Origin of the sequence: Halobellus sp., assembly GCF_042218505.1 — an archaeon.
Classification (GTDB): Archaea; Halobacteriota; Halobacteria; order Halobacteriales; family Haloferacaceae; genus Haloquadratum.
The window spans coordinates 19,910-32,182 of record NZ_JBDGQZ010000058.1; the positions used below are offsets into that span (position 1 = coordinate 19,910).

Sequence of the window (12,273 nt, forward strand, 5' to 3'; positions counted from 1 at the left end):
TAGTACGCAGGATTGCTCCTACGGGTCAGTGAAACAGGCGTCTGCCTGTCTCGTCGAATCGAACGGGGATGGCGGACTTAAGTCCGTCGAAGCGGAGCCCGCATACCGTCCGTTATCGGCCCCGAACCGCCGAATTCGTGGGAATCGTGGGCACGGACGAGGGTGGCTGGAGCGCCTCTTGGACACCCGAACTGCTGTCGTACTCAAAGCGGGTGGAGCGGGTTCCTCAACGCTCCGACAGTGTCAGCCCTCGATCAGAACGGACGCACAACTCTGTGCCGTCGAGGCAGTCTCGAAGACGCGCCGAAAAACCGCAGAGAGAGTGACCGCAAACTCGTCCGACTATTCGGCGAAGACGTCGTCGTACTCGCCGTCTTCCATCCGCTCTTTGAACTGGCGCGGATCGTTACCCTCGATTGTGACTCCGAGAGAGGTACACGTTCCGACGACTTCCTTCGCAGCGTTGAACGAGTCGTACGAGAGCAGGTCCGAGGACTTCTGCTCGGCGATCTTCTTCACCTGATCGACTTCGAGATCGGCGACGAAGTTCTCCTGCGGTTCGCCCGACCCGGTATCGAACCCGGCCTCGTCTTTGACGAGTTCGGCCGTCGGCGGAACGCCGACAGAGATGGAGAAGGCACCGTCGTCTTCGTATTCGACGGTAACGGGAACTTCCATCCCGTCGAACGCCGCCGTCTCGTCGTTGATCTCCTGGACGACGTCCTGAACGTTCACGGGGGTGGGACCGAGTTCCGGACCGAGCGGCGGACCGGGGTTGGCCTCTCCGCCGGGAACGAGTACTTCGATGGTTCCAGCCATACATCACAACACCCTGCGGCGACTTTTAACGGTTTTCTTTCGACCGAACGGCCGTGTCAGGGTTCGACACGGGTGTCGCCGTCGACCGTCGGTCGGCTCCTTCGGGCCCTCACCCGGATCGCGGTTCGCGTCCACAACGGTTTTTTCGCTGGTCATCGTAGATTTGTGATATGAGCGACAAATCGATCACGCTGCTCGAACTCCACCTGCACGACGGATTCGATTTCACCGCCAACGCCGAGAACACCGCCCCCGCAATCGGCCGTCTGGGCGGCCTGTTCGGATCGGACGACGCCGACGAGGACGCCTCAGCCGACAGTGGGGAATCCGCTGAAGACGCTGCAGACGACGCCTCGGCCGAGAGCGGCGAGAACGCCGACGCTGAGGGCGACACCGGAGAGTCAGCGCCCGACGCGTCGTCGGAGGACGACGATAGCGTCGTCAGCTCGGGCCCCGCTCTCGCGGCCGCCCTCCTGTTGCTGGCTCTCGTGGCTGCCGCGGCAATCGCGTGCTCGGGCCGGGGCGACGACATCATTGAGGGCACCGAGTTCGACGACGGGGGGTGAGACTGCCGGTCGTCGGTTTCGCGACCGCCGCACTCATCAGTTTCGCGACCGCCGCGCCTGTCGGCTCCGCGGTCGCCGCCGGTCGGATAGCTTAAGCAGGACCCCCCGCATTCGTCCCGTATGACTGTTTCGAGCGCCCCCGGGAAGGTGTACCTCTTCGGGGAGCACGCGGTCGTCTACGGCGAGCCGGCAGTCCCCTGCGCCATCGAGCGCCGGGCCACGGTCACCGTCGACGCCCGCGACGACGACCACATCAGAGTCGAGGCGCGGGACTTGAGCCTCGACGGATTCACCGTCGAGTACGCCGACGACACGGCGGAGCGCCCTGATGTCGACGTCCCCGAGGACCTCGTCGACGCCGCGATGGGCTATATCGACGCCGCCGTCGAGCAGGCGCGCGACGCCGCCGATGCCCCCGACGCAGGGTTCGACATCATCGTCGAGAGCCAGATTCCGCTCGGTGCGGGGCTGGGCTCCTCGGCCGCCGTCGTCGTCGCCGGCATCGATGCGGCCACTCGGGAACTCGGCGTCCAACTCAGTCCGGAGGCCATCGCCGACCGTGCCTACCGCGCGGAGTACGACGTGCAAGACGGGCAGGCCTCGCGCGCGGACACGTTCTGTTCGGCGATGGGCGGAGCCGTACGTGTAGAGGGCGACAACTGCAGCCGAATCGAAGCGCCGAATCTGCCCTTCGTTGTCGGGTTCGACGGCGGCGCGGGCGACACAGGCGAACTGGTGGCGGGCGTGCGAGAACTCCGCGATGAGTACGATTTCGCCGCCGATACCGTCGAGAGCATCGGCGACATCGTCCGGTCGGGCGAAGCGCTCCTCACTGACGCTGACCCGGCCGCCGAACCGATGCCCGAACTGCTCGCGGAACTCGGTCGGCTGATGGACTTCGATCACGGCCTGCTTGAAGCCCTCGGGGTCTCCTCGCGAACACTCGACAATATGGTGTGGGCCGCTCGCGAGGCCGGTGCTCACGGGGCGAAACTCACCGGTGCGGGCGGTGGCGGCTGTATCGTCGCGCTCGATCCGACGCCGGAGACTCGGACCGCACTCCGCTACACCGCCGAGTGCCGTGACACTTTCCGAGCCGAACTGGATCGAGAGGGTGTCCGCGCTGCGTCGGCGTCGGCCAACGACGGCGACCGTGATGAGACCGAATCGGAGGCAACCTGACGTGACTGTCGTCCTCAAACTCGGCGGCAGCGTCGTCACCGATAAGGAGACGCCCGAGACGGTCGACGACCAGTCGCTCGCGGAGGCCGTCGAGACTATCGGCGAGGCCACCCCCGAGCGACTCGTGCTCGTCCACGGCGGCGGCAGTTTCGGGCACTATCAGGCCGACAAACACGGCGTCAGCCTTTCGACGGGCAGCCACGACGCGCAGGGTGTCTGGGCGATCCACGACGCGATGCGCCGCCTGAACGACGTGATCGTCGGACAACTCCAGGATGCGGGCGTTTCGGCGCTTCCGGTTCACCCGCTGTCGGTCGCCGCCCGCGACGCGAATGCGGATCTGACGCTTCCGCGCGAATCCATCCGAATGATGCTCGCTGAGGGATTCGTTCCGGTTCTCCACGGCGACGTCGTCGCGCAAGCAGACGCGGGCGCGACCATCATCAGCGGCGACGAGTTGGTGACGCGGCTCGCAACCGGGCTCTCCGCGGATCGCGTGGGCCTCTGTTCGACGGTTCCGGGGGTCTACGACGACGACGGCGCGGTGATCCCGCGGATCTCCGAGTTCGCCCAGGTCGATGCCGTCCTCGGGGAGTCGGAGACGACCGACGTGACCGGCGGGATGGCCGAGAAGGTCCGGGCGCTTCTGGAACTCGACACGCCCGCCCACATCTTTGGCCCCGAGTCGCTCCCGGTGTTTCTGGCCGGCGAGTCGGCCGGGACCGTCGTGGATAGTCGATCCAGGTGACAGGCGCAGTCGACCGAGCGAAGAGAGACAACAGAACAACCACGGCACGTGGACGGCCCTGTCCGACCGTCTCGGTCGATCGAATCGGTGACAGAGCCGTCGGCGAACGCGGGCGGTCAGAACTGCTGATTCCCCAACGACCTGTTCTCGTTGTGTGGGTTCCGTCGTGATCCCCGTCCGAACTGCGGACTTCGGTGAGAACTAATCAGTATCTGAAATCATTGGATGATCGTCTACCCTTGTGTAGAATAATAATACGAATACGGAAGCGTTATCCGTTGATGGGGCATTCGTTGTATTGCAATGGCAAACGGTAAGGTTGATTTCTTCAACGACACAGGCGGTTACGGTTTCATCTCAACGGACGACTCTGACGACGACGTGTTCTTCCATATGGAAGACGTCGGCGGCGAGGACCTGACCGAAGGGACGGAGATCGACTTCGAAATTGAACAGGCCCCCAAAGGCCCCCGCGCGACGAACGTCGTCCGCAGCTAAACGCTACGCTTCGTACGATCGCTTTCAGGCGACACGACGACTCAACGCTTTTCTGATACCTCGTCTCCGAGAGCACCAGCCACGACGGTCGCTGTGGAGGCGGTCTTAGGCCTCGTCGAGCCGCTCGTTCCGCGCGGCCCACGGCCGAAGGATGGCGTAGATGGCCTCGTTCATCGAGACTGTGACGTTATGCTCGCGGGCCCGACGGATGACCGCGCCGTGGAGTCCGTCGAGTTCCATCGGCTTCTCCTGGGTTAGATCGTAATGCAATGACGAGTACGAGTCCCCTTCGAGGCCCTCGGCGAACTCCATCCACTCCGTGACGGTCTCGTCGGTCAGGTCGACGCCGGCAGCCCGGCCGACGCGACAGACTTCCTCGAAAAGTTGGCGGTACATCTCCCAGGACTCCGCGTGTGCGCGGACGTCGCCGAGCGGGAGTCGGGTAGCAGCCGTCATTCCCGCGTGGGCGCAGATGAACGCCGTCTTCTCCCAGAGTTCTGCCCGGATCGACGTCGACGCCTCGGCGCTCACGCCGTCAGCGCGTTCACACCACTCCACGAATCGCTCGACGCGCTCGCTGTGCGATCCGTCGAGTTCGCCCACGGTGAAACTGGTCGGGCCGCCCGTGTGGTCGATCACGCCGGGCTCTGCGATGGTCGAAAAGATGTACGCGACGCCGCCGAGGACGTGCTCCCGGCCGACCTCGTCGGCGATGAGCCGTTCGTTGTCTACGCCGTTCTGGAGCGAGAGTACGGCGGTGTCCTCGCCGACGAGCGGATTCAGGTCGCGGGCGGCCGCCTCGGTGTCGTAGGATTTCACGGTGAACAGGACGTACTCGCAGGGGCCGACATCCGCGGGGTCGTCGGTCACGGGCACGTCGACCGCGAAATCGCCGGCCACGCTCTCCACGCGGAGACCGTCCTCGCGGAGCGCTTCGAGATGTCCGCCCCGAGCGATCAGGTGGACGTCGGCACCGGCTTCTGCGAGTCGGCCGCCGAGGTAGCCACCCACGCCGCCCGCTCCGTAGACGGCGATCTTCATTCGATACCCTCCATCCGTGCAGTGGTTCGTATGGCAGTCACTGTCGGGTGATTTTGGGTGAATAGTGTTAATTATTATCACCACCCGCCGCCGGAGGCGACTCGCTCACCCGATTTCGATTGCGAACTCGATCTGGTCGGATATCAACACGTGGAGCGGCCTCCCGGCGTCGTCCCACTGCTGTGTCTCGGAGTAGGGGTCCGGTCCTGAACCACTCGTGACGCTGACCGCCACATCGTAGTCTGCACCCATTATGACCTCGTTGTTGACGGTCTGTCGCGAGTTCGGCTCCATCTCGAACGTGTCTTGGATGTTGGGCGTTTCACCGCCGCTGCGCCTGGTGACCGTCACGTCCACCTGTCGGCGTTCGTCAGTTTCGTTGTGGAGGACGACGTCGGTCGCGCCGCGAGTGCTTCCGAACGAGTCGATACACCCCGCGAGTGCCGTGAGGCCGACGGCGCTCGATCCGACCAGAAGGGACCGTCGGGACCGATTCCAGCGCACACTACGGCGTCACGACGACTTCGGAAAGTCGTTCCGCCGTGAGACGACAGACGGACCGGATGCCGGCCGTCTGCAACCGACGATAGAGAACGAGATTCGGCTACAGTTTCGGTTGTTCGACCTTCCGCTTCCAGAACGCGTCCCGCGTGTACTTGTCGTAACCGCCGCGGTACTGACCGAGACGGGCCAGCGGTGCTAGCGCCGAACTTAGCGGACGGCCGACGGTGGGATCCAGTTCAGTGAACACGGTGTTGCCGTCGAGGCGCTGGGCGATAATCGCCTGCTGGAGCGGATCGTTCAGGTCCATCTCGTCGTCGTGTGCGAGTCCGCCGAGCGTCGGCAGCACGTAGCGGAGTCGGCCCGGTGAACTGATCTCGACCAACATATAACACAGGTCGTCACCGCCGACGCTGAACGTGTGGCGCTCGCCGGCATCGACGGTCACCGTCTCGCCGGCGGTGAGATGTTTGGCCCGGTCGTCGATGGTGAACGTCGCCTCGCCTGCAAGTACCTCGAAGTGTTCGACGCTGTACTCGTGATAGTGTTCCGGCGGTCCGTCGTATCCCGGCTGGTGGATCCCGACCGATCGAATCGTATCCGAATCCGCTTCCGGAGCGGGAAGCGGCGCGCTCCAGACTGCCTGTGAGGGATGGGAGGTCATCGCGCCGATCCGCCGGCCGAGCAGTTCTGCAAGTTCGCCGTCGGGGGAGAGGTCGAACCCCGTTCCAGAGATCGGTCGACCGTCGCCGTCCAGCGTTCGACCGGTGGTGGTCATACCATCGAGAGGGGCTCTGCCGACGAAAATCTTCTGCTTGAGCTCAGAACCCATCGACGACGTCGCTCGGTCACCCGAACAGTGCCCAGGTCACAGAGAGCGTCATCGACGCCACCACCGCCCACGTCAGGAGAACGACGACGACCGGCGCTTTGCCGCCGCGGACGAACACCGATCGCCGCAGTTCGGTCCCCAGGCCCACGAACGCGATCAGAAACAGCCAGTCGTACGTAGTTTCAAGAAACTGGACCTGGTCGGCCGAGAGGAGGCCGGCAGTGGCCGCGACGGCGAGCACCAGAAAGCCGATCACGAACGTCGGGAACTCCGCCCAGAGCGCGGCGGCGCCCGCGTTCCCGTCGGTGCCACGCCGAGCGTAGTACGCGGCGTAGACGAGGACCACCAGTCCGATCAGCGCGTTGCGACCGAGTTTCGTGATCGTCGCCCACTGCCCGGCGAGTTCAGAGTAACTGAATCCGGCGGCAACGACCGGTCCAGTGCTGAACATACTCAGCCCGGCCCAGATACCGAACACCTGCTCGGGAATCGCCAGCGCGGATCCGAGTGCCGGATACAGTGCGAGCGTCACCGTGTCGAACAGCAACACCGTTCCGGCGGCGTACGCGATCGTCTCCTCGTCAGCGTCGATACTCCCCGCGACGGCGGCGATCGCTGAGACGCCACAGATGCCCGTGCCGGCAGCGAGTAACGATCCCAGTTCTTCGTGGATCTCGAACGCGGTCCGGGCGGTCGCTTCGAGGACGAGGAGCGTCAGAATCACGGTTCCGACCACCAGCACGAGAACGATCGGACCGCCATCGAGTAACGCCCCCAGCGACACTGACGCACCCATCAGCACGATCCCCGCACTCAGCCAGAGACCGTGTGTCTGGATCCCCGGTTCCAGCCGCTGGGGAATGCCCACGACGTTGCCGAGCAGCAGGCCGATCACGACGGCGATGAGCAGCGGATCGGGCCACGGGAGGAGCACGCCGAGTGCCCACGCTCCGATCGCACCCAGAACGAGGACGCCGGCTCCGAGCGCGGTGTTCACGACGCCCACCGCGTTCGTCACTGGGGACTCACCTCGATACTCGCACTGGGAACCCGCCGAGACCCACGGAATGCGGTCCGTGCGCAACGATGCCCTCTATATCAGTCACACGGCTCAGCCACCGGACTACAGCTACGCGATACGGATGGCAGGGCCTCGTCGATTCGGTTGCTCCCCGCGAGAACGACGCCGACTGGTCCACGGAGTGCCGATCCCGGTTCGAGTAATTAAATGTGCATACACGGCTCTGCGGAAGCAATCGATCGAACCGTTCGGTACCGGCGGCCGACATCGGGTAGTGTAGTTCCTGCGAAGACCTGTTTCAATGTAGCGATGATGCGTTCTTCAGTTACCCACGCATCAGTCGGATCACTTCGTCGACGACGCCTGGTTCGACTGCGAGGATGTACCGGCTTCCCGGTGTCAGCGTCGTCTCGGGCTTCGAAATCTGACCCCCGTCTCCGTCGGAGATAATCAACGTCCCTGCCGGAAAGGCGATTTCGGCGAGTGACCGTCCTGCCGCAGGTGCGCCGTCAGCCACGCGGATTTCGAGGATGTCTATGTCTCCAGTCACGGCTGTCAGAACCCGTACCTCGTCTGCGACTGTTTTGTTTGCGGCGACCCGCGCGCCAGCCTGCTCGGGGTAGACGACGGAGTCCACGAACCGGTCGTACGCGTCGTCGGCCTCCCGATCGACGCGGGCGACGGTCCGGATCTCGTCTGTGAGTTGTGTCGCGAGCAGACAGACTGCGAGGTTCAGCCCCGTCAGTTCGGTCAGTGCGGCGACCGTGTCCGCACCGTCGACGCCGGCCTGTTCGAGGATGTCCGGATCGGACGCGTCACCCTGGATCACGGTCGCGATCCACGCGTCCGCGATCTCATCCACTCTGTCGGCGTTCTCTTCGATGATGGTCACGTTCTCGTCTCGTGCAGCGAGTCGTTCGGCCGTCTGGAAGCCGACGCGGCCGCCGCCGGCGATGATGATGTCTTGTGTCATATCAGTCTTCTCTCGTGCCGTCTGTGATCGATTGATCGGCGATACCCTCCGTCTGCTCCTCAGTGTCGCCGCGGGCCCGGAACTTGTTGAGCAGGACGTACATCACCGCTCCAGTGGCCAACCACCCGATGCTGAGGACGAGCGCGAGGACATCCGTCTGAATGAGGAATCTGATGAGGACGACCGCGAGTATCCCGTTCAGAACGATCGCTATTACGGGTGGAATCGGATAGAAGGGGATCTCGTACGGCCGGTTCATATCCGGTCGCTCCCGGCGGAGGCGAATGACCGCCACGTTGACGATGATGAACGACAGCAGGAAGAACAGGCTCGACATATTCCCCGCGCTCTTCGTGGGGAGGAAGACGGAACCCAGCATCACGACCGCGCTCAACAACACGGCGACGAACGGCGTACCGAACCGATAGTGTATCTGCCCGATCGACGGGAGTAACTGCCCCTCACGCCCCATCGAGAAGGCGACCCGCGAGGAGGCGATTACGACCGCGTTCAGCGCAGTGATCGTCGAGAACACCGCGCCGAAGACGATGAGTGCGCCGCCGTTCTGAATGATCGGCACGTCGGTCGGCATAAACGAAGTCGCCGCCTCCGCGATGCCGGCCTCGCCCGCAGCGGCGAGTTCTCCGGCACCCAACGTCCCGATCGCCACCGTCACCACCAGCAGGTACACGACGACAGTTGCGGCCAAACTGACGAAGATGGCCTTAGGGATGTTTTCACGCGGATTTTCGACCTCCTCAGTGACGGTCGTGATGAGGTCGTACCCCTCGAACGCGATGAACGTGAGGCCCATCGCGGGAAGAATGCTGAACGGGCCGGACCCCGCACTGAACAGCGGGTCGAAGTTCTGGAACGTGAAACTGGTCTCGCCACCGCCGCCGGCCGACAGGAATCCGAACGCCACGAACACGACGAGAATACTGACTTTGACGATCGTGAACACTGTCTCGGCGCTGCCACTCGCGGCCGTCGACGCCGCGTTCAACGCCACGAGTCCGGCGACTGCGATGAACGCGAGGATGAAATTCGCTGGAACCCCGACCCCCAGTAGCGGAAGCATAATCGCACCGACCTGATCCGGCGGTGCGACCACGCCATAGACGTGGAGTAACTCGAGGAAGTTCGGCGCGAACCCAAGCGCATACAGCGCGCCGGCGATCATATACGCGAACCAGAGCATCCACCCCATAATGAACGAGCCGAAGTCGTCGAAGATCTCGCGGACGAACGCGTAGCCGCCGCCGCTCTTCGGAATCGCCGACGCCAACTCCGCGTACGAGAGTCCGGTAAATGCGGTCACAACCCCGTTCAGCAGAAAGACAAGTATGGCAGCCGGCCCGGAGATTTCGGCAGCGAGGCCGGTGAGTACGAAAATTCCCGCCCCGATCATCGCACCCATCCCGATCATCGTCGCGTCCAGCAGACCCAGCTCCGCCTCTGGTTCCCGCTGATCGTGGCTACTCATCGCTTCTCCGTCGATCGAGTGAGACGAGGACAGTCATCCCGCAAGCGTATTGTGCTTCGTATTTCTATACGTATCAATCTGGCCCCGTCAAATTCGACACGAGGCCGGCTGAGGAGCAACAAAGACGCGTTTTCACAGTCCACGACCGGTCCAGCGAAGCGATGTCGATCGGGACGCGCACCGTGTGAACGACCCCGAACGGGTTCGTGACGACTGCGACGAAACGTTCCAATGTCGGACGGTCGAAAGTTACAATTGTGTGTGTACTGGAGATGTTCAGATGAGCGTGGACCTACGGGTCGTGATCGTCGGGGGACAACACGTCGGCTACCACACTGCCCGACACCTCTCCGAACGGGGCCACGACGTTGTCATCATCGAGAAGGACCGCGAACGGGTGGAGTTCCTGAGTGACCAGTACGAAGCGACCGTTATCAACGGCGACGGAGGCCGCCGATCGATTCTCGAGCAGGCAGGCCTCGACCGAAGCGACGTCGTCGCCGCGCTGACGGGCTACGGCGCGATGACGAACATCGGGATCTGCACGATGGCACGAACCATCGAACCGTCGGTCGGGACTGTCGCGCGGATCGATCACGGCGATAAAGCGGAGTACTCGGGGCTCGTCGACCGGGTGGTCTATCCGGAGGAGTTGGCCGCGCACGCGGCGACAAACGAGATTCTCCACGTCGCGGACGGCGGTGTCCAGACGCTGGAGGAACTGACGGGAGACCTCACCGTGCTCGAACTCACCGTGGCGCCGGACGCGCCGGTTGCCGGCCGGGAACTCAGCGAAGTGGCGTTCCCGCGCGGATCGGTGGTCGTCGCCGGACGGGATAGCAATCAGTTGCCGGGTCCGGAGATGGTGCTGGACTCCGGCTATCGGTACCTTGTCGCGGTGCGGACGGACGTCAGCGACGAAGTGGTTCGGCTATTCAGGGGCTAACCACGAACGGTTGGCCGCCGCGAAACCGACTCACCTCCTCGATGTCCAACTGCGAGTGCCTACAGCGGCGGGCGTCCAGTTGATCATCCCCCCTCCTCACGCCGCCGACAGAAGCTACGCCCAGACTCTCTGAGGAAGACGCTTCACACAGAGTTCGCAGCCGTTGACTTCCTTTTTCGATCGGTGCGTTCAGGGCCCGAAATTGCGACGTGGGTTGGCACTGCTGAAACCCTCATAATAATTAGTCTCACTGTTTGCCGGTGATCGCCACCCACGTTCACGGCGATCACCGATAAGAGACGAGACTAGTCGTTATCAGTCCGTGATGTGCTTCGACAATTTTGCTAAATCCATAGCGCACAGTCAGCAGTGATTTCGCCTGGAAGAGACCGACGAGATAGCTCAGTCAGGGGGAGTTCAGCAGACCACTCTGAGGACGTCACAATGCTGCTCACGAAATGGGTGTTTTCGATGAAACTGGCTAGCGACGGTAACGCGTAGCGATCCTCACAAAAGGCCAGTTCACTCTAATGTACAGCGTGGAAATTGCCTCAGTATCAGGCGGTAGGTCGTGAGGCGGCCCCGCTGCCGGTCTGTCGCAGAAGTGCTTCCCCGATTCCAATAGTGAGCAGATACGGTTCACGACGACCGGTTACTCGATTGGGGACCGCTTGCGGGCGTTATCGGTAACACGGCGTACAAGAATCCGGGTACGTACGAAGACCTGCGGATCCCCGTCGATCCGAAACAGGTCAGCAATGGGGATAATCGCTTAATCGCGACGCCACACAGAAACACAAATCGACGCCGGAAGTACGACTTCGGTACCAGCGGGCGAAAAGAAGATACGCCGCACGTCGACCCCAACGATACCAACGGCGATGGAAGGAACGTCGTGATCGATCCAGCAACAGTGACGTTCTGAAAGTCCCTCCGCCACGCTTCGCCTCCACCGAGAGCCACGCGACTCATCAGCCGTAACGAACGGAACTATTAGCCCACCGTCAAGACCCGCCTGCGATATTCGTCACGAAGACAGTCTGCCGGGGCCGGCCACCTTTTGTTCGTGCAGTGCCACCGATTATCTATGCTATTGCGTGAGCGTGGTGTCTGATAGTGAAACGACGAACCCCGTACATCCTCACTGGTATCGGACTCCTGATTGGCCTCGTCATCATCCTGTCCGAACCATTTTCTGAACCGAGGGTGAACTACTTCGTCGGTGGAACGTTCCTCTCACTCGCCGGCGGCAGCATCACGTATATGATCGTCGAATTCAGCGGCCCGGACGAACGGCGTCCGGATTTCTGACAATGACTAGTCTCGTCTCTTACCGACGATCGCCGTGAACGTGGGTGGCGATCCCCGGCAAACAGTGAGACCAGTCATTGTGAGTCTCGACTGCGCAGGGCCGAGACAGTACCGAGTGCCGTATTCATCGCTTCCGTCCAACACGGCTATTCAATCTTCACGACGTGAGGTCCCCCCAGCGGAGCGCAGCCGAGACTCATTTCCAGCGGTTGTCACAGGACTATGAGGAACGGGCCCACGGCTTCACGTGGGAAGGGATCAAATCAGCGTACTGACTCACAGAGCACCTCCTATTGCGGACTCAACGGATACAATCCGTCCCTACTTTCTGGGGTGGAAGATCTCAGTC

At 62.8% G+C, this 12,273-nt stretch carries 13 protein-coding genes; 6 read left to right on the top strand and 7 right to left on the bottom strand.

What is annotated here, in order from left to right; genetic code table 11:
- Positions 1-342 precede the first annotated feature (342 nt).
- Complete coding sequence (locus ABEI27_RS14475) at positions 343-819, bottom strand: 50S ribosomal protein L11 (protein WP_375800114.1); 477 nt, start codon at positions 817-819, stop codon at positions 343-345.
- Between the two features lie 170 nt (positions 820-989).
- Here ABEI27_RS14475 and ABEI27_RS14480 point away from each other — a divergent pair, with 170 nt between their 5' ends.
- The 4 genes from ABEI27_RS14480 to ABEI27_RS14495 all read left to right on the top strand — a co-directional run bounded on the left by ABEI27_RS14480 (position 990) and on the right by ABEI27_RS14495 (position 3,813).
- The gene (locus ABEI27_RS14480; protein WP_375800115.1) at positions 990-1,385 is read left to right on the top strand and encodes a hypothetical protein; all 396 of its coding nucleotides are present in this window, start codon (positions 990-992) and stop codon (positions 1,383-1,385) included.
- Positions 1,386-1,505: 120 nt separating this feature from the next.
- Positions 1,506-2,567, top strand: coding sequence for a mevalonate kinase (gene mvk, locus ABEI27_RS14485; RefSeq protein ID WP_375800116.1), 1,062 nt, complete (start codon positions 1,506-1,508; stop codon positions 2,565-2,567).
- On the top strand, positions 2,542-3,315 hold the full coding sequence (locus ABEI27_RS14490) for an isopentenyl phosphate kinase (RefSeq protein ID WP_375800117.1): 774 nt from the start codon (positions 2,542-2,544) through the stop codon (positions 3,313-3,315). The genes mvk and ABEI27_RS14490 overlap by 26 nt, the downstream gene beginning before the upstream one ends.
- Positions 3,316-3,618: 303 nt before the next feature.
- Positions 3,619-3,813 (top strand): cold-shock protein, encoded by a 195-nt coding sequence (locus ABEI27_RS14495; protein ID WP_375800118.1) that lies wholly within the window; start codon positions 3,619-3,621, stop codon positions 3,811-3,813.
- Between the two features lie 105 nt (positions 3,814-3,918).
- On the opposite strand, the gene ABEI27_RS14500 is transcribed toward ABEI27_RS14495, so the two are convergent.
- From ABEI27_RS14500 to ABEI27_RS14525, 6 genes are all read right to left on the bottom strand, one after another.
- Positions 3,919-4,854 (bottom strand): ketopantoate reductase family protein, encoded by a 936-nt coding sequence (locus ABEI27_RS14500; RefSeq protein WP_375800119.1) that lies wholly within the window; start codon positions 4,852-4,854, stop codon positions 3,919-3,921.
- Between the two features lie 105 nt (positions 4,855-4,959).
- Positions 4,960-5,358: a hypothetical protein gene (locus ABEI27_RS14505; RefSeq protein WP_375800120.1), complete on the bottom strand. Its 399-nt coding sequence runs from the start codon at positions 5,356-5,358 to the stop codon at positions 4,960-4,962.
- Between the two features lie 100 nt (positions 5,359-5,458).
- Positions 5,459-6,133, bottom strand: a complete 675-nt coding sequence (locus ABEI27_RS14510) for a cupin domain-containing protein (RefSeq protein WP_375800121.1) — start codon at positions 6,131-6,133, stop codon at positions 5,459-5,461.
- 70 nt (positions 6,134-6,203) lie between these two features.
- Positions 6,204-7,205, bottom strand: a complete 1,002-nt coding sequence (locus ABEI27_RS14515; protein ID WP_375800122.1) for a YeiH family protein — start codon at positions 7,203-7,205, stop codon at positions 6,204-6,206.
- A gap of 328 nt (positions 7,206-7,533) precedes the next feature.
- Positions 7,534-8,181, bottom strand: coding sequence for a potassium channel family protein (locus ABEI27_RS14520; protein ID WP_375800123.1), 648 nt, complete (start codon positions 8,179-8,181; stop codon positions 7,534-7,536).
- Between the two features lies 1 nt (position 8,182).
- Positions 8,183-9,667, bottom strand: coding sequence for an APC family permease (locus ABEI27_RS14525; protein WP_375800124.1), 1,485 nt, complete (start codon positions 9,665-9,667; stop codon positions 8,183-8,185).
- Positions 9,668-9,947: 280 nt separating this feature from the next.
- Between ABEI27_RS14525 and ABEI27_RS14530 the strand changes: the two genes are divergently transcribed.
- Both ABEI27_RS14530 and ABEI27_RS14535 read left to right on the top strand, forming a co-directional pair.
- Positions 9,948-10,613, top strand: a complete 666-nt coding sequence (locus ABEI27_RS14530) for a potassium channel family protein (RefSeq protein WP_375800125.1) — start codon at positions 9,948-9,950, stop codon at positions 10,611-10,613.
- Between the two features lie 1,116 nt (positions 10,614-11,729).
- Positions 11,730-11,924 carry a hypothetical protein gene (locus ABEI27_RS14535; protein WP_375800126.1) on the top strand — a complete coding sequence of 65 codons (195 nt, stop codon included), beginning with the start codon at positions 11,730-11,732 and terminating at the stop codon, positions 11,922-11,924.
- The last annotated feature ends 349 nt before the right edge of the window (positions 11,925-12,273 follow it).

Coding starts and splice junctions, on each gene's coding strand:
- ABEI27_RS14475 (WP_375800114.1), bottom strand. CDS start 819: ATGGCTGGAACCATCGAAGTACTCGTTCCCGGCGGAGAGGCCAACCCC.
- ABEI27_RS14480 (WP_375800115.1), top strand. CDS start 990: ATGAGCGACAAATCGATCACGCTGCTCGAACTCCACCTGCACGACGGA.
- mvk (WP_375800116.1), top strand. CDS start 1,506: ATGACTGTTTCGAGCGCCCCCGGGAAGGTGTACCTCTTCGGGGAGCAC.
- ABEI27_RS14490 (WP_375800117.1), top strand. CDS start 2,542: ATGAGACCGAATCGGAGGCAACCTGACGTGACTGTCGTCCTCAAACTC.
- ABEI27_RS14495 (WP_375800118.1), top strand. CDS start 3,619: ATGGCAAACGGTAAGGTTGATTTCTTCAACGACACAGGCGGTTACGGT.
- ABEI27_RS14500 (WP_375800119.1), bottom strand. CDS start 4,854: ATGAAGATCGCCGTCTACGGAGCGGGCGGCGTGGGTGGCTACCTCGGC.
- ABEI27_RS14510 (WP_375800121.1), bottom strand. CDS start 6,133: ATGACCACCACCGGTCGAACGCTGGACGGCGACGGTCGACCGATCTCT.
- ABEI27_RS14520 (WP_375800123.1), bottom strand. CDS start 8,181: ATGACACAAGACATCATCATCGCCGGCGGCGGCCGCGTCGGCTTCCAG.
- ABEI27_RS14525 (WP_375800124.1), bottom strand. CDS start 9,667: ATGAGTAGCCACGATCAGCGGGAACCAGAGGCGGAGCTGGGTCTGCTG.
- ABEI27_RS14530 (WP_375800125.1), top strand. CDS start 9,948: ATGAGCGTGGACCTACGGGTCGTGATCGTCGGGGGACAACACGTCGGC.